Genomic DNA, 16,630 nt, shown 5'->3' on the forward strand with positions numbered 1-16,630 from the left:
ACCTCCCTAGCCGGTCTCGAAGTAGGCGTCATTCAGAAACGCCTTCACCGCTGACTCGGGCACCCGGAAGCTCCGGCCGAACCGGACCGCCTCCAGCTCGCCGGAGTGGATCAGCCGATAGACCGACATCTTCGACACCCGCATCACCGATGCCACCTCGGCCACGGTGTAGAAGCGCACCGACGTCAGCCGCCCCTGCAGGGAGGTGACTTCCTCGGACTTGCCGCGGTCGGAACTTCCCTTGTCAGCCATGCCGGCCCCCATCCGTCTGGTCGGCGCCGACACGGGTCAGGCGCGTGATGGTGTGAGAGTAGTGGCAGATGAGGCTCCTGGGTAGATCTCACAGGAAATTCATCGCCAGGTGGACCGGCGCGCCTAGTTGACGTACCCGAATCGCCGCCGCACACTACGCCGCTCCGCCGACCAACTCAGTGGATAGCGGCCCACGCCAGCACGTGACCAGCACCGGACTGTCGAGGGCATCGGGACCACCGACCCCCGGCCCAACAGGGACGGGCCACCAACCCACTTCGCACCATTTCCCCCGCGCCACCCAATCCCGACTTCGCGCCATTTCCCCCGCGTGACCCAATCCCGACTTCGCACCATTTCGGGTGACCCAATCCCGACTTCGCACCAGCCGATGCGTCTTCGCACCAGGTCGACCTGGTGCGCAGTAGCAGCAGTTGGTGCGAAGTCGCAATCGGGGGCGGTGGTCGAGCGTCGAGCGGAGTCCGTTAGCCCGTGGAGCCGAGAAGAGCGGGGAGGGGCGGCGGGCCAGGAGGCCACCGAACCTGCGAGCAGCAGAACGGGTCTAGTAGCTCGGATCCAGTCCGAGGTCGGGGAAGACAGCGTTCCGCGTTGCGAGGATGGCCTGATCGATCCGACTCGAAGGGCTGTAGCCGGAGCTGAAGTCCTGGTAGGTCGCATCACCACCGTCAGTCATCGCGATCGGCGCGTACGGGCCGAGCTGCTCCCGCCAAGCCACCGGCGTGGCGATCTGTGGGTCCAGCGGCTCGCCGCTCACGATGCCCAGCAGATGGGTCCAGGCCCGCGGCACCACATCCGCCACCGCGTAGCCGCCGCCACCGGTGGACACCCAGCGGCCATCGCAGAGTTCCTCGGCCAAGCAGGCCAACGCCTGATAGGAGGCCCGCTGCCCATCCACGGTGAGCTCCAGATCCGCCAGCGGATCGTGCCGATGGGAGTCGCAGCCGTGCTGGGTGATCAAGATCTGCGGCTCGAAGGCACGCAGCGCCGGCGGCACGATCGCATGAAACGCCCGCAGCCAACCGGCATCACCTGTCGCCGTCGGGAGCGCGACGTTCACCGCAGATCCGCGCGCGTTCGGCCCGCCGATCTCGTACGGGAACCCGGTCCCCGGGAACAGCACTGCCGGCGTCTCGTGCACGCTGATCGTCAGCACCCGTGGGTCGTGATAGAAGATCTGCTGCACGCCGTCGCCATGGTGGACGTCGACATCGACGTACGCGACCCGCTCCGCACCGTTCGCCAGTAGCCAGCTGATCGCCACCGCGACGTCGTTGTAGATGCAGAATCCACTGGTCGCCCGCGGCATCGCATGGTGCAGGCCGCCACTGATGTTGCAGGCGCGCTTCACCTCGCCCTGCCACACCGAGCGGGCCGCTTCGACGGTCGCCATCACGACGGAGGCGGTGATCTCATGCATCCGGGGGAAGAGCGGGTTGTCGGTGGTGCCCAGCCCGTACGCGAGATTCTCGACGTTGGCCTGCACGGCTGCGATGTAGTCGGCATCGTGCACGCTGGCCAGCAGGTCATCGTCGATCGCCGGCGGCTGCACCACCTCGAGCCGGTCGAGCACCCCGAGCTGCCGAGCAAGCTCGATCGTGTGCCGGACCCGGCCTGGAGCCATCGGATGGTCATACCCGAAGTCGTACTTGGACAGTTCCTCGGAGTAGACCAACCGGGCGGTCATCGTCCGGCGCCCTCGCCTGGAGACGACTCAGCCGCCGCAGCCTCGGCTGCCGCTGCCCGGGCAGCTGTCGCGAGATCACGGCTGCGATCCCGGGCCGCCTCGATGGCACCCAGGAACGCGGCCCGTACCTTGTGGTCTTCGAGCACCTTGACGGCTGCGGCGGTCGTGCCACCCGGAGAGGTGACGCGCTCCCGCAGCACGGTCGGATGCTCGCCGGTCTCGCGGATCATCTTCGCCGAGCCCAGCATGGTCTGCACCACGAGTTCGGTGGCGACATCGCGCGGCAGACCCATGTGGACCCCGGCCTCGATCATGGCCTCGACGACGAAGAAGAGGTACGCCGGACCCGTGCCGGAAATGGCCGTCACCGCGTCCTGATAGCGCTCCGGCACGGTGACCACGCGGCCCGTGGACGCGAGGATCTCGGTCACGTGGTCGAGGTGCTCCTGACCGCTATGGGTGCCACCGGAGATGGCGAACATCCCCTCATCCACCAGGGCCGGTGTGTTGGGCATCACCCGGATCACCGGGATCCCCTCGCCGAGGCGCGCCTCCATGAATGCGGTGTCCACCCCCGCCGCCAGCGACACCACCAATGTGCCCGGCCGCAGCACGGGCGCGATCTCGTCCAGCAACTCGGCCATGTCCTGTGGCTTCACCACCACGATCACCGTGTCGGCCTGAGCGGCGGCCTCGGTGTTATCCAGCATCGTGATGTGGTAGCGCTCTGTCAGATCGCGCTGGCGCTCGGGCCGACGATCAGTCGCCACGATCCGGTCGGCGTTCCAACCTGCACGAATCAGGCCGGACAGCACTGTCTCACCCATCACCCCGGCACCGAGAATGGCCAGGCTGGGGGCCTGATCTCCACTCATGCGATCGAGCTCAACGAGGAGTGCGCGACGAGCTCCGCGATCTGGACCGCGTTCAGTGCCGCGCCCTTACGCAGGTTGTCATTGCTGACGAACAGCACCAGCCCTCGGCCGTCCGGCACCGACTGGTCGACCCGGATCCGACCGACATAGCTGGGATCCTGCCCCGCCGCATCGAGCGGAGTGGGTACGTCCATCAGCGCAACGCCGGGCGCCGCGGCGAGCGCCTCGGTGGCTTCCTCGGGGCTGATCGGGTTGGCGAACTCCGCATGGATGGCCAGCGAGTGGCCGGTGAAAACCGGCACGCGTACGCAGGTGCCGGCCACCAGCAGGTCGGGAAGATGCAGGATCTTGCGGGACTCGTTGCGGAGCTTCTGCTCCTCGTCGGTCTCCTCGCTGCCGTCGGCGACGATCGAACCGGCCATCGGCAACACGTTGTAAGCGATGGTCTTGACGTACTTGACCGGCTCGGGGAAGCTCGCCGCCCGCCCGTCGAACGCCAGTCCGGCCGCATCGTCGACGACCGCCTTCACCTGGCTGTCGAGCTCAGCGACCCCGGCCCCGCCCGAACCGGACACGGCCTGATAGGTCGCCACGATCAGCCGGGTCAGGCCCGCTCGATCGTGCAGCGGCTTGAGCACCGGCATCGCGGCCATGGTGGTGCAGTTGGGATTCGCGATGATGCCCTTCGGCGGCCGGATGGCGTCGGCGGGATTGACCTCGCTGACGACCAGCGGCACCTCAGGATCCATCCGCCAGGCCGAGGAGTTGTCGATCACGATCGCGCCGGCCGCAGCCACCTTCGGCGCGGCGGCCAGTGAGGCGGTCTTGCCGCTGGAGAACAGGGCGATGTCGAGGCCGGCGAAGTCCGCGGTATCGGTGTCCTCCACCACGACCGGGGTGCCCTGGAAGTCCAGCGTCGTGCCGGCCGAGCGGGCCGAGGCGAAGAACCTGATCTCACTGACAGGGAACGACCGCTCGGCGAGCAGCGTACGCATGACGCCGCCGACCTGCCCGGTTGCTCCGAAAACTCCTACGCGCATGGGTGCATGCTACGGCCCTGACAAGGAGTGTCGGCTCGACTTCCGTCGTCTGGGCGTGCTCGGGTCGCCTCGCCCCTACCCCCTACCTCGCGCCAGCCCGATCTGCTCGGGTTTGTCGGTCTTGCTCGGTCTACAGATCGAGCAAGACCGACAAACCCGAGCAACTTCGGTCGCGCGACACTTGAGCCGTGACGACGATCAGCGGTCCCGACGTGGTGCGCGCCGGCAGTCCGAGACTCGGTGTCGAGGTTCTGATCGTGCTGGCGATCTCGCTGGGCCAGTCCGGGGTCTATTCGGTGTTGCGGATCATCGAGCGGATGACCCGCGGGGTTCAGCTCAACCAGCAGACCTCGACCCTGAACGCCTCCGTCACCCCGGATCGGCCCTGGCTCGATCTGACCTATCAGCTGATCGGCATCGCCTTCGCCGTCGTGCCGGCACTGCTCGCCCTCTATCTGCTGAACCTCACCGACCGTCCCGCAACCAAGCGGATCGGGTTCGACCTCAGCAGACCCGGCTTCGATGCCTGGTTCGGCACCGTGATCGCCGCCTGCATAGGCATCCCCGGTCTCGGCCTCTACCTGGCAGCCAAGGCCCTCGGCGTCAACACCCAGGTACAGGCATCCGGCCTCACCGACCACTGGTGGACCATCCCGGTGCTGATCCTCGCCGCCGCACAGAACGCGGTGCTCGAAGAGGTCGTGATGATCGGCTATCTGCTCACCAGACTCGGTCAACTGGGCTGGCGGGTGCCGGCGATCCTGATCACCAGCGCGGTGATCCGAGGCTCCTACCACCTCTACCAGGGTTGGGGCGGCTTCGCCGGCAACCTGATCATGGGGCTGGTGTTCGGATTGATCTACCTGCGCTGGAAGCGGGTGATGCCGCTGGTCGTCGCGCACACCCTGCTCGATGTCGGAGCATTCGTCGGCTACACGCTGCTGGCTCCCCACCTCAGCTGGTTGTAGTCATCTCTCAGGTGGGTTGTAGCCGTCTAGCCTGGTCGCCGGGCCAGATGCCCTTTCGGGCAGGAGGAGCGACCTCAGGGGCACACTTTCCGATCAGACCTTGCCAGGTCAGTCACCCTTTCAGGTATGGAGAAGGCGCACGGGCCCGAACCGTCCGCTCCAAGGGGTGACCACGCGAACGTCGCGGGGGGCCGTGCCGACCGGTCTTCTCGGAGCGCCGGCGATTCCGCGTCGCAGTCGAGTGCTGGCACCTCGACCGGCCCGGTGCTGCCCGCAGCAACGGATCGGCTGTTGGCGCTGCAGCGTACCGCCGGCAACGCCGCCGTAGCCCAACTGCTGGCAAGCAGCAGCCCGGCGCACCGCCAACCTGCGCCGATCCAACCGGTTCACATCCAACGCCAGCCGACCCGAGCCGAGTTGCTGGAACAGTATGAGCAGGACGTCGCCGCGGGCCGCTGGGCGCATGCGGCCGAGCTGCTGAACGGCTGCAGCGATGCAGACATCCAGTCGCGTGCGGCGGCCTTGTCACCAGCCCAGCGGTCCTCGATGCGAGCCGCCTGCCAGGAATGGAATCACCGGGTCCGTAGGGCGCTGCTCGACCTCGACTTCAAAGCGGCGGTTGCCGCCGGTGACTGGCCGAACGCCGCCAATCTGCTCAACGCCTTCAACGACTCCGACATCACCGCCCGGGTGAACGGGTTGAGCCGCCCGCAACGGATCAGCCTGTACGTCACTGCCCCGGCGCGAATCACGGCCATCATCACCACGGCAGACCCGGAAGCCGCCTATCAAGGTGATGTACGCAAGGCCGACTGGCCTACCGCTGCGGTGCACCTCGCGACTTTCACCGACGCCGAGATCGCCACCCGCGCAGCAGCCCTGACCCCAGCGCAGCGAGCCTCGATGCGAGCGGCGTGTGCACCCGACAACCACCGGGTCCGACGTCCCCTGCTCGATTTGGACTTCAAGGCAGCCGTCGCCGCCGGCGACTGGCCGAACGCCGCCAATCTGCTCAACGCCTTCAACGACCCCGACATCACCACCCGCGTACAGGCCTTGCCGTCGGCCCAACGGATCAGCCTCTACGTCGCGGCGAACATCCGGATCGGCGACATCATCGCCGGCATCGACCGCGAGTCGGCTTACCAGGGCGATCTCCGTAAACCGGACTGGACTCGAGCGGCACTCCATCTGGCGGGCTTCAGCGATGCCGAGATCGCCACCCGCGTCGCGGCCTTGACCCCAGCACAACGCGCCTCGATGCGCGCCGCGTGTGCACCCGACAACCACCGGGTCCGACGTCCCCTGCTCGATCTGGACTTCAAGGCAGCCGTCGCCGCCGGCGACTGGCCGAACGCCGCCAATCTGCTCAACGCCTTCAACGACCCCGACATCACCACCCGCGTACGAGCCTTGCCACCAGCCCAGCGGATCGAGCTCTACGTCGCGGCGAACGTCCGGATCGGCGACATCATCGCTGCGGCCGACCTGAGCTCGGCATTTCAGGGCGACCTCCGCAAGTCGGACTGGGCACGGGCGGTCATCCACCTGAACGGCTTCTCGGACGCCGACATCGCCACCCGGATCGCGGCGCTGACCCCGGCCCAGCGGAGCTCGATGCTCGCGGCATGTACGCCGCCATTCAGCCGGATCCGGATTGCGCTGATCGGCCGGCCGACGCGCAGCTACCTGGTCCCCTTCGACCGGGCTCCGCTGGCCGCTGCCGGAGAACGGATCATCTTCAATGGTCGGTACGCCCACGCTGCGCCGGCCCAGTTCCAGCTTGTCTTCAGCAGTGCCGGCGGCGGCTTCGGCTCTCCCGGTGGCCCGGCGACCCAGACCATTCCGGGTCTGACCAGTGGGAATGTGGATTTCCTTATCAACTCGACGTGGACCGGAGCGACGGCGACGACGGTGCAACTGCAGGTCCAGCTGACAGACGGCACTGTGGTCAGCACCGAGAACTGGACCTTTGGCTTCAAGTCCGGCGCTACGCCGACGACGATGGTGCAGCTGGAGACCGAGGGCGAGCGACCACTTCCCAGCGCCTACACCTATCAGCTGGGCCCGGACATCGGCTCTCCCGGTCAACCGGACTACGAACACCAGACGATCCTGGAGCGTTTCGGGGGTCGGACCTGCAACATCACGCTGGCGGACCTGAAGCCCGGGTACGCCGCCGCCAACAGCTTGACGACTCAGGCCGATGTCACCGCGCACTTCTTCGGCAGCTCCAGCAACAACGGCACCTTCACCGTCGATGCGCACGACCGTGTATACGATCAGCACACCGGAATGCAGAGTCAGGCGATGTTCATCCAGGCTCTGACCACGATGAAAGAGATCACGGTCGACCTGCCACAGATCTACGAGGTGGTGCCCGGGGTGCCGTTAGCCAGGTTCATCGTGCGGCGGATCCTGAAGCTGGACGGAAGCACGAGGCTCCGCAAGATGCGGGCTCCGTGATCAGCGTTGGATCGCGGTGGACAACTCTCAAGAGGAGACAGCGGTGCCCAGCCTGACCTGCTCGCTCGAACCGACATCGGCCGGTCCCGGCCGACATGGCCTGCGGTTCGGGATTCGCAACCACGGCTCGACGCCGGTCACGCTGACCTGGTGGGAACCCTTCCTGGGCTTCGATCTCACCGCGAGCGCCGCCGACGGGACCGTGCCGATCGTCCGGCCGATCTTCGATATCGGCGCGCAGCCGGTCAGCACGCAGTTGGCGCCAGACGAGGACCGGTGGTTGGAGACACCGATCCAGCTCGCCTTCGATCCGGACGTGCCACCATCGGGTGGACCGGATCCGACCGTCTGGACGCTCGTGCATCAGCCGGTTCCGGTGGAATTGTCGGTGGTGGTGCATCTCCCGAGCGGCGAACTGCGGTCCGTGGCGAGGCTTGACCCGACATCAGCTGGCTTCGGCCAGGACAACGTGTGAGTTTGTGGGTCGTAGACAACACACCAACTCACACGTCGCTGGCCGCTTGGCTCCCGAAGTGGCCGTCAACCGCCCGCCGTCAGGCGACCCAACTACCTCCGCGACACCAGGCTGCGAGCGAAGAACCGCAGGTTGGCCGGCTTCTCCGCGAGTCGTCGGACGAGATAGCCGTACCAGTCCGTGCCGTACGGCACATAGACCCGCATCCGGCGCCCGAGCGCCGCCAGCCTGGCCTGCTCGGCCGGCCGAATTCCGTACAGCATCTGCAACTCGAACGAGTCCTTGCTGCGATGCTGCCGATCGGCCAGCGTCAGCGCGATCTCGACCAGTCGCGGGTCGTGGGTGGCGACCATCGGATAGCCGTCGCCGGCCATCAGGATCCGCAGGCAACGCACGTACGCCTTGTCGATCTCGGCCGGCTCCGCATACGCCACCGACTCCGGCTCCGCGTACGCGCCCTTGCACAGCCGGATCCGCGAACCCTGGTAGGCGAGATCACGACAGTCCGCCTCGGAGCGGTGCAGATAGGCCTGCAGCACCGTGCCCAGCCACGGGAAGTCCGCTCGCAGCGCCCGGACCACCGACAGCGTCGAGTCGGTGGTCGTGTGGTCCTCCATGTCGATGGTGACCGTCGTGCCGACCGCGCCGGCCGCCTCGCAGATCGACCGGGCGTGCTCGGTCGCGATTCGCTCACCGTCGCGGCCGAGGAACTGACCCACGGCGGACAGCTTGATCGACACCTCGGCGATGTCGGCTAGCCCGGCATCGTCCAGCAGACGCAACAGCTCCAGATAGGCACGAGTCGTCTCTGCGGCCTGCTCGACCTTGGTGGTGTCCTCACCCAACCGGTCGATGGTGATCGAGAGGTTCGCGTCGGCCAACGTCCGGGTGATCCGGAGCACATCGTCGGTGGTCTCGCCGGCGACGTAGCGGTTCACCACGTCACGGGTCAACGGTGCCCGGGTGATCGTCGACTTCATCGCACCGCTGCGGGAGAGCTTGAGCAACGCCTCGCGTACGACGGTCATGGACGGAGCCTCTCGGGAGTGCAGGAGCAGTTTGGGGCGACACGCCCCGCGAGGGAAGCGAGCAGATGCGGCCGAGCGTCGTCCGAAACTGCGACGAACGAGCCAGACTTTGCGGAGTCCATGACCGCGGAGCGCGACCATTCAACTCAGTCATGGGTCAGACCTCTCCGAAGCGACACACCGAGCCGGTTAGGAGGAATCTAGGGCATAGCCGGGGCGGACCGGTGTCGCCAGGTGCTGCCGGCTGAAGGCCAGGGACTCCGCCAAGTCCTGCTCCCGCTTCGCCCGACTGTCCGCCTTGCGCGTGTTGACCTCGAGCACGACGTGACCGGCGAAGTCGATCTGAGCCAGATGCTGCAGCACCTTCGCCGCCTGCTGGTCACCACGGCCCGGCACCATGTGCTCGTCCTTCGCCGACCCGCTGCCGTCGGTCAGGTGGATGTGCCGCAACCTGGACCCCCAAGCCTTGGCCAGGTCCAACGACTGCTGGTTGGCCGTGGAGGCATGCGAGAAGTCCAGCGTCAGGTGGTCGTAGTCCCGCTCGGTCGGGTCCCAGCCGGGCAGGTATGCCTTGAGCTCACCGCCGGGGGTGCGCCACGGATACATGTTCTCGACCGCGAAGATGATCCCGGTCTCCTCGGTGAGCCGCCGGACGCCCTCGACGAACCCCCGGGCGTACTCCCGCTGCCAGCGGAACGGCGGATGCACCACCACCGTGTCGGCATCGAGCCGGCGGGCCGCCTCGGCGGAGCGCTCCAGCTTGGACCACGGATCGTTGCCCCAGACCCGCTGGGTGATCAGCAGACACGGCGAGTGCACCGACAACACAGGCACCTGGTGATAGTCGCGCAGCTTCTCCACTGCGTCGATATCGGCCGCGACCGGGTCGATCCCGACCATCAACTCGACACCGTCATACCCGAGTCGGCGGGCGAGCTCGAACGCGCTGGAGGTGGTCTCGGGATAGACCGACGAGGTCGACAGCCCGACCTTCGCTGCCGAAGTCGTCACAGCACCGTCGTCGGCTTCGATCACGTTCAACAGCGTAGCGCCCGGTGGCAGCCCTCGGACCAGACTCGAGCCGCGTAGGCTTCGCGCGTGCCCGAGGTCAAGGCGTCGTTTCCACGCGCGTACGTGGAGTTCGCCGATCCCGATGACGCCGATACGGTCTATCGCTGCGACCTCACCTGGTTGACCTCGCGCTGGACCTGCATCTTCGGCCGTGGCTGCCAGGGGATCTACGCCGATCGGCCGCATGACGGCTGTTGCACCCTCGGCGCACATTTCGCCGATGCAGACGACGAGCAGCGGGTCGGCCGGTATGTCTCGCAGCTGACCGCCGAGCAATGGCAGTACAAGGACGCTGCCACGAAGCAGGGCTGGGTCGAACTGGAAGATCTCGAGGCCGACGCCAGTGAATCCGACACCGGGGACGAGACCGGGATCAGGGAGGGCGAACGCAAGACGCGGGTCGTCGACGGCGCCTGCATCTTCCTGAATCGGCCAGGATTTCCTGCCGGAGAAGGATGCGCGCTGCATCTGCTGGCCCTCCAGCAGGGTCGCAGCTTCGTCGCGACCAAGCCGGACGTCTGCTGGCAGCTGCCGCTGCGCCGCCAGTTCCGGGAGGTGACCCGCGGCGACGACACCACCTACACCGAGGTGACGCTGGGCGAGTATGTGCGGGAGGGGTGGGGGCCGGGCGGACATGACCTCGACTGGTACTGCACCTCCAACTCCGAGGCACATATCGGATCCGAGCCGGTCTATCGATCGAACCGCGACGAGCTGGTCGAGCTGATGGGCAAACAGGCGTACGCGGTGCTGGCGGGGCTGTGCACCGAGTTCGAAGCGATGCCGGGTGACCTGATGCGACATCCCGCGACCCTGATCGCTCGGTGAACCCGACAACCCGGGCGAGGATCGCGCCCAATGCTGCTCGCGGGATCGTGCCCTCGCGACCCCGCTGATCGGTTGCCAGGCCTGGGCACCACAATGGGGGCATGCGCTTGGACCACCTGTCGTATGCAGCCGGTCCGGAGGGCGCCCGATCCACTGCGGCGGAGTTGGGGCGCCTGCTGGGGACAGAGTTCATCGACGGCGGTATCCATCCGCGGTTCGGGACTCGCAACTTCACCCTGGCGCACTCGGCCGGCCGCTATCTCGAGGTGGTCGAGGTGCTGGACCATCCTGCTGCCGACAAGGCGGTGTTCGGCCAGGTGGTACGCGCCCGGTCGGCCGAGGGCGGCGGCTGGCTCGGCTGGGTCGTGGCGGTCGCGGACATGAGCGAGATCGAGCTGCGGATCGGCCGGCAGGCGATCGAGGGCCATCGGCACCGGCCCGACGGGACCGAGCTGGAGTGGCTGCAACTTGGGGTACGTGGTCTGCAGAGTGATCCACAGCTGCCCTTCTTCATCCAGTGGCGCTCGCACCCGTCGATTCACCCATCCTCCGGTGGCGGACAGATCGATCTGCTCGGCGTCGAGATCGCCGGTTCGAGGGCCCGGGTCGAGGACTGGCTCGGCGGGGCCGCCGATCGGGTCTTGTCCGACATCCCGATCGAATGGGTCGCGCCGCGCGGTCAACCCGGACTGATCGCCGCCACCTTCGGCACCGCCAACGGCGTCGTCCGGATCTGACCCTCGGGACAGCCGGATTCTGGTCCGGTATCCACATCTCACGTGGTTCTTGCGGCAAAAGTTCGGGGCGGCCCGCCGCCGGACAATCTGTCGGGCGCACGATCGGCGGCGACGGACGCTGCTGGACAGGGTGCGCGGGCCGAACGCGCTCAGGAGCGCCAAAGCCAACAGGCTCCTACCCTGGCGCCATGGCGCTCCAGATCCGTCCCGAGGCTGCTGGGCTGCCGGTCTACCAGCCGGGTCGCCGGCCCGCGGAGATCGATGGCCGCCCGGCGTACAAGCTGTCCAGCAACGAGAACCCCTATCCCCCGCTGCCGGGCGTACTGGCTGCAGCGACAGCCGCTTGCGAGGAGTTGAACCGCTATCCGGATCTCGCAGTGCCACGATTGACCGAGGTGCTCGCGGGTCGTTTAGGGGTAGATCCGGCGCGGCTCGCCTTCGGCACCGGGTCGGTCGCCGTGCTGTTCCATCTCCTCAATGTGCTCGGCCGCCGCGGCGCCGAGATCGTCTATCCGTTCCGCAGCTTCGAGGCCTATCCGATCGCTACCCAGCTGAGCGGCGCGACCGGCGTACCGGTGCCGCTGACGGCCGCGTACGAGCATGATCTGGATGCGATGCTCGCCGCGATCACCCCGGCAACTGTCGCGGTGCTGTTGTGCACGCCGAACAACCCCACCGGTCCAGCCTTGCGGCAGTCCGACGTCGAGATCTTCCTCGATCAGGTGCCGCCCGATGTCGCGGTGCTGATCGATGAGGCGTACGTCGAGTTCGTCGACGCCCCCGATGCGGTGAACGGTCTCACCTTGCTCGAACGGCCCAATGTCGTCGTGCTGCGTACCTTCTCGAAGGCGTACGGGCTCGCCGGACTGCGGATCGGCTATTGCGTAGGCCCGCCGGAGCTGACGGCCGTGGTCCGGGCGTCCGCGAACCCCTTCGGTGTGACGACGATCGCCCAGGCCGCTGCGCTGGCCTCGCTGGAGGCCGAGGCTGCACTGAGGGAGCGAGTGGCTGAGCTGGTGGTACGACGGACCGCCTTGCTCAAGGGTCTGCGCGAGTTGGGCCTCCCCGTACCCGATACGCAGGGCAATTTCGTCTGGCTACCGGCCGGTCCTCGGACCCAGCAGTGGGCGGAGGCCTTCGCCGACGCCGGCGTGACGGTCCGCCCCTACGCCTCCGGCAGCCCGTTCGACGGTATCCGGATCACGATCGGCGAGCCTGCCGCCAACGACCTGGCCCTGGAAATCGCCGCCCGCTTGCCCTGACGCACTGCCTCCCGGCGGCACCTGAGCCCCAACTCCCTATTGGACCCGGTTCCTGCTGTACCTCTCCTGGCCAGCTTCACACCATCTCGCGCAGCCTGATTCCGACTTCGCACCATCTACCGCAGCCTGATTCCGACTTCGCACCACCTACTGCGACTCCGCACCACGTACGCGGGGTGCGCAGTAGAGGGAAATGGTGCGAAGTCGAAGCGGGCGCAGCCGAGCAGCGAGTCGAACAACTCACGCTGTCAGTGGCACCATCTACGGTCTGAGTCATGGCCAAGACGCAGACCCGACCATCCCATCGCTGCACCGAGTGCGGCTGGACGACCGTGCGCTGGGTGGGCCGGTGCGGGGAGTGTCAGGCCTGGGGCAGCGTGGTCGAGGTCGGGGCACCGAGGCTGGCCGAGGTGAGGGCCTCGGCTCCGACCAAACGAGCCACCCGGATCAAGGACGTTGACGCGCAGGCTGCCGCCCGCGTGAAGACCGGTGTGAGTGAACTGGACCGTGTGCTCGGCGACGGCCTGGTGCCAGGTGCCGTTGTGCTGCTCGCCGGCGAGCCCGGAGTCGGCAAGTCGACGCTCTTGCTCGAGGTCGCCGCGCAGTGGGCGAAGGCCGGCCGTACGACGCTGTACGTGACCGGCGAGGAGTCTGCAGCTCAGGTACGGCTGCGTGCAGGCCGCACGAACGCGCTGGCCGATGATCTGTATCTGGCCGCCGAGACCGATCTCGGCACCGTGCTGGGCCATATCGAGGACATCCGGCCCTCACTCCTGGTGGTCGACTCGGTGCAGACCGTCGGCACGGCCGAGGCGGACGGATCGCCCGGCGGCGTCACCCAGGTCCGCGAGGTCACCGGAGCACTGGTCCGCGTCGCCAAGCAACGCGGCATGGCGGTGATCATCATCGGCCACGTCACCAAGGACGGAAACATCGCCGGACCTCGGCTGCTGGAGCATCTGGTCGACGTCGTGCTGGCCTTCGAAGGTGATCGGCACTCCGGTTTCCGCATGGTCCGTGGCACGAAGAACCGGTTCGGACCATCCGACGAGGTCGGCTGCTTCGAGATGGCCGAGGAGGGCATCGTCGAGGTCCCGGACCCCTCCGGGCTGTTCACCTCCCGACATGAGGAGCAGGTCCCGGGGACCTGTGTCACGGTGACCATGGAAGGCCGCCGCCCATTGCTGGCCGAACTGCAGGCGTTGGTCGGCAGTTCCAGTTTGCAGTTGCCGCGCCGGACGATGCATGGCGTCGATCCGGGGAGGCTCGCGATGGTGCTCGCCGTGCTCGACCGACGGGCGAAGGTGAAGCTTTCCGACAAGGACGTGTACGTCTCGACGGTCGGCGGCGCACGCGTCGCCGACCCGTCGGCCGACCTCGCGGCCGCGATCGCAGTCGCCTCCAGCGCGCTGAACATCTCGATGACTGAGCGCTGCATCGCCATCGGCGAGGTCGGACTGGCCGGCGAGCTGCGCCGGGTCCCCGGTTTGCATCGGCGGCTGGCCGAGGCAGCGCGACTCGGCTTCACCGAGGCCGTCGTGCCGTCCGATTCCCATGCCGCCGAACAGCTCAGCATGAACCGCAGCGGCATGCTGATCCGCGCTGTGCCGACGCTCGCCGACGCCCTATGCGCCCTCAACATGACATCTCGAAACCGCCCCAACTAGGCCGGTTTCGGCAGCTACTCACCCAGATCGGAGGATCCGTCGTGCCCCGAGGTCCACCTAAGATGGCGACCGGATCGGACCGACCAGCCGATCCTGGGTGGGAGACGTATGTCGAGCGGGACACAAGATGGGATCGACCGGGGCAAGGTGCTCGGCTACCTGGCGCTGGTTGCTCCGGGGACGCCGCTGCGTGAGGGCTTCGAGCGTATCCTGCGCGGACGTACCGGTGCTCTGGTCGTGCTCGGGCACAGTCGCGAGGTGCAGGACCTCTGCACTGGCGGATTCCAGATGGACGTGCCGTTCACCGCATCCGCGTTGCGCGAACTGGCCAAGATGGATGGTGCGATCGTCCTGAACGAGGAGGCGAGCCGGATCATGCGGGCCGGCGTACACCTCGTGCCCGACGCCAAGGTCCCCACCTCTGAGACCGGCACCAGACATCGGACCGCCGAGCGGGTCGCCCGGCAGACCGGCGTACCCGTGATCGCGGTCTCGGCCTCGATGGCCACAATCTCGCTCTACGTCGGTGGCTATCGTCAGTTCGTCGAGCACCCGGACCAGATCCTGGCCCGGTCGAATCAGGCGTTGCAGACCCTGGAGCGCTATCGTGCCCGACTCGCCGAGGCGACCGCCCGACTGTCCGCGGTCGAGGTCGAGGACCAGGTGACGGTACGCGATGTCGCCGCCGTGGCCCAGCGGTTGGAGATGGTCCGGCGGTTGAATCAGGAGTTGAGTGAGTACGCTGCCGAGCTCGGCACCGAAGGCCGATTGCTGGTCCTGCAACTGCACGAGCTGACCTCTGGTTTGACCGAACTGGGCGGGTTGCTGGAGAAGGACTATCGCCCGGATCCGGCCGCAAACAGCAACGGCGGCGAGGTGAGCTTCGGACTGGCTCAGCTGACCGCACTGGATGTGGATCAGCTCTTGAATCTGCTGTTGGTCGCGCGCACGATCGGCTTCCCGGCATCGGATCAGCTGGATACGAAGGTGAGCACCCGCGGCTACCGTCAGGTGGCGCAGATCAACCGGCTGCCGGGAGCGCTGGGCGAGCGGCTGATCGAGCATTTCGGAAGTCTGCAGGCCCTCTTCGCGGCCAGCCGTAGCGAGTTGCAGGCGGTCGAGGGGGTCGGTGAGCAACGAGCCAGGGCCATCCGCGACGGCCTCGTTCGCGTAGCTGAGTCCGCCTACGCCGACCCGCTGCGCTGATCACTGACTCGCGCCGCGCCTTTCGTACGCAGATCTCAGGTGATCAGCATCGGCAGCTGGACCGCCTTGGAGCCCGTGAGCTTCGCAGTCGCCCAGTAGCTGCCCGGATGCACGGCCGCCTTGCCGACCTTGCACTTCTTCCCCTTGACCGAGCGCTTCCCGTTCCAAGTCAGCTGCCAGCCCGCGCGGGCGCCGGGTGCGAGCGGCTTGCGGAAGTCGGCGAGCAGCTTCCTGCAGTCCTTGCTGCTCCAGACCCGGCCCTTGCCGGTGGTGATCTTCAGCTCGAAGTTCTTGTCGGTCACCGTCGCGACGCAGGTCACCTTCGTGGTGTTGATCGCCGCGAGCTTGAAGGTGTTCGCCTCGCCCGGTGAGAGGATGCTGCCGCCATCCAGTGTGACCCGAAGGTCATCGGGTGAGCAGTCCGGCATCTGATTGGCGTCCGCGCTCGCTTTCGCCGACGCGCTCGCTTTGGCGGCTGCACTTGCTTTCGCCGCTGCCTTTGCCTTGGCAGCCGCGCTCGCCTTCGCGGCCGCGCTTGCTTCGGCAGCGGCACTGGCTTTCGCGGCGGCACTCGCCTTGGCAGCCGCGCTCGCCTTTGCGGCCGCCGATGCCGACGACTCGGCGCTCGCCGATTGGCTGGCACTCGGTGTCGGAGTGCTGACGCTGGGGGTCGAACTCACTGAAGGACTCACGCTCACCGGCGTCGGACTGTCCGCGGCCGCAGGAGGGGTGATCGTAGGCGCAGGCGGCGTGGCAACCACCGACTTGGTCAGACTCTTGACCCCGATCACGATCATGATCACGAGAATCAGCACGACCGCAAGCAGGATGCCGCGTCGGATCCAGTACGTGCGGGCCGGCTCCGGACCCTGCGGGTGGAGCAGGCCACTCATACGGGCCAGGCTACGGAGCCCAGGCCATCCCACTGGGGATAACACGCCGACCAGTAGCCGCCGCGCCCCATTTCGCACTTCGCACCATTCGATGCTCTCCCGCGGCTCCCGGTTACTCACCTGCTCGACAACCTGCGCCCAACCCCAATTGGCACTT

15 protein-coding genes are annotated in these 16,630 nt (G+C 67.2%); 8 read left to right on the forward strand and 7 right to left on the reverse strand.

The annotated features are described in order from the left end of the window. Positions 1-6 precede the first annotated feature (6 nt). The 4 genes from MLP_RS29295 to MLP_RS23215 form a co-directional block, all read right to left on the reverse strand. Positions 7-252 (reverse strand): helix-turn-helix domain-containing protein, encoded by a 246-nt coding sequence (locus tag MLP_RS29295; RefSeq protein WP_013865650.1) that lies wholly within the window; start codon positions 250-252, stop codon positions 7-9. Between the two features lie 562 nt (positions 253-814). Then, positions 815-1,957, reverse strand: coding sequence for an acetoin utilization protein AcuC (locus MLP_RS23205; RefSeq protein WP_013865651.1), 1,143 nt, complete (start codon positions 1,955-1,957; stop codon positions 815-817). Then, complete coding sequence (gene proC / locus MLP_RS23210; protein ID WP_013865652.1) at positions 1,954-2,832, reverse strand: pyrroline-5-carboxylate reductase; 879 nt, start codon at positions 2,830-2,832, stop codon at positions 1,954-1,956. The genes MLP_RS23205 and proC overlap by 4 nt, the downstream gene beginning before the upstream one ends. After that, positions 2,829-3,872 (reverse strand): aspartate-semialdehyde dehydrogenase, encoded by a 1,044-nt coding sequence (locus tag MLP_RS23215; protein WP_013865653.1) that lies wholly within the window; start codon positions 3,870-3,872, stop codon positions 2,829-2,831. The genes proC and MLP_RS23215 overlap by 4 nt, the downstream gene beginning before the upstream one ends. 188 nt (positions 3,873-4,060) lie before the next feature. Here MLP_RS23215 and MLP_RS23220 point away from each other — a divergent pair, with 188 nt between their 5' ends. From MLP_RS23220 to MLP_RS23230, 3 genes are all read left to right on the forward strand, one after another. Beyond that, positions 4,061-4,840, forward strand: coding sequence for a CPBP family intramembrane glutamic endopeptidase (locus MLP_RS23220; RefSeq protein ID WP_013865654.1), 780 nt, complete (start codon positions 4,061-4,063; stop codon positions 4,838-4,840). A 264-nt stretch (positions 4,841-5,104) separates the two neighbouring features. Then, complete coding sequence (locus MLP_RS23225; RefSeq protein WP_013865656.1) at positions 5,105-7,306, forward strand: hypothetical protein; 2,202 nt, start codon at positions 5,105-5,107, stop codon at positions 7,304-7,306. 43 nt (positions 7,307-7,349) lie between these two features. Then, a complete protein-coding gene (locus MLP_RS23230) occupies positions 7,350-7,781 on the forward strand; it encodes a hypothetical protein (RefSeq protein ID WP_156821270.1) in 432 nt (143 codons plus the stop codon). 92 nt (positions 7,782-7,873) lie between these two features. Here MLP_RS23230 and MLP_RS23235 read toward each other — a convergent pair whose 3' ends face one another. Both MLP_RS23235 and MLP_RS23240 read right to left on the reverse strand, forming a co-directional pair. Continuing rightward, a complete protein-coding gene (locus tag MLP_RS23235; RefSeq protein WP_013865658.1) occupies positions 7,874-8,809 on the reverse strand; it encodes a proline dehydrogenase family protein in 936 nt (311 codons plus the stop codon). A gap of 189 nt (positions 8,810-8,998) precedes the next feature. Next, complete coding sequence (locus MLP_RS23240; protein ID WP_013865659.1) at positions 8,999-9,844, reverse strand: sugar phosphate isomerase/epimerase family protein; 846 nt, start codon at positions 9,842-9,844, stop codon at positions 8,999-9,001. Positions 9,845-9,907: 63 nt separating this feature from the next. Here MLP_RS23240 and MLP_RS23245 point away from each other — a divergent pair, with 63 nt between their 5' ends. The 5 genes from MLP_RS23245 (at position 9,908) to disA (ending at position 15,580) form a co-directional block, all read left to right on the forward strand. Further along, entirely contained in the window at positions 9,908-10,708 is an 801-nt protein-coding gene (locus MLP_RS23245) for a hypothetical protein (RefSeq protein WP_013865660.1), read from the forward strand. Positions 10,709-10,809: 101 nt separating this feature from the next. Beyond that, on the forward strand, positions 10,810-11,445 hold the full coding sequence (locus MLP_RS23250; protein ID WP_013865661.1) for a VOC family protein: 636 nt from the start codon (positions 10,810-10,812) through the stop codon (positions 11,443-11,445). 188 nt (positions 11,446-11,633) lie between these two features. Continuing rightward, complete coding sequence (locus MLP_RS23255; RefSeq protein ID WP_013865662.1) at positions 11,634-12,707, forward strand: histidinol-phosphate transaminase; 1,074 nt, start codon at positions 11,634-11,636, stop codon at positions 12,705-12,707. 275 nt (positions 12,708-12,982) lie between these two features. Next, positions 12,983-14,374, forward strand: coding sequence for a DNA repair protein RadA (gene radA, locus MLP_RS23260; RefSeq protein WP_013865663.1), 1,392 nt, complete (start codon positions 12,983-12,985; stop codon positions 14,372-14,374). A 108-nt stretch (positions 14,375-14,482) separates the two neighbouring features. Then, positions 14,483-15,580, forward strand: a complete 1,098-nt coding sequence (gene disA, locus MLP_RS23265) for a DNA integrity scanning diadenylate cyclase DisA (RefSeq protein WP_013865664.1) — start codon at positions 14,483-14,485, stop codon at positions 15,578-15,580. Positions 15,581-15,615: 35 nt separating this feature from the next. Here disA and MLP_RS23270 read toward each other — a convergent pair whose 3' ends face one another. Further along, the gene (locus tag MLP_RS23270; RefSeq protein WP_013865665.1) at positions 15,616-16,473 is read right to left on the reverse strand and encodes a hypothetical protein; all 858 of its coding nucleotides are present in this window, start codon (positions 16,471-16,473) and stop codon (positions 15,616-15,618) included. Between the last annotated feature and the right edge of the window lie 157 nt (positions 16,474-16,630).

The organism is Microlunatus phosphovorus NM-1 (assembly GCF_000270245.1).
Taxonomy (GTDB): Bacteria; Actinomycetota; Actinomycetes; order Propionibacteriales; family Propionibacteriaceae; genus Microlunatus; species Microlunatus phosphovorus.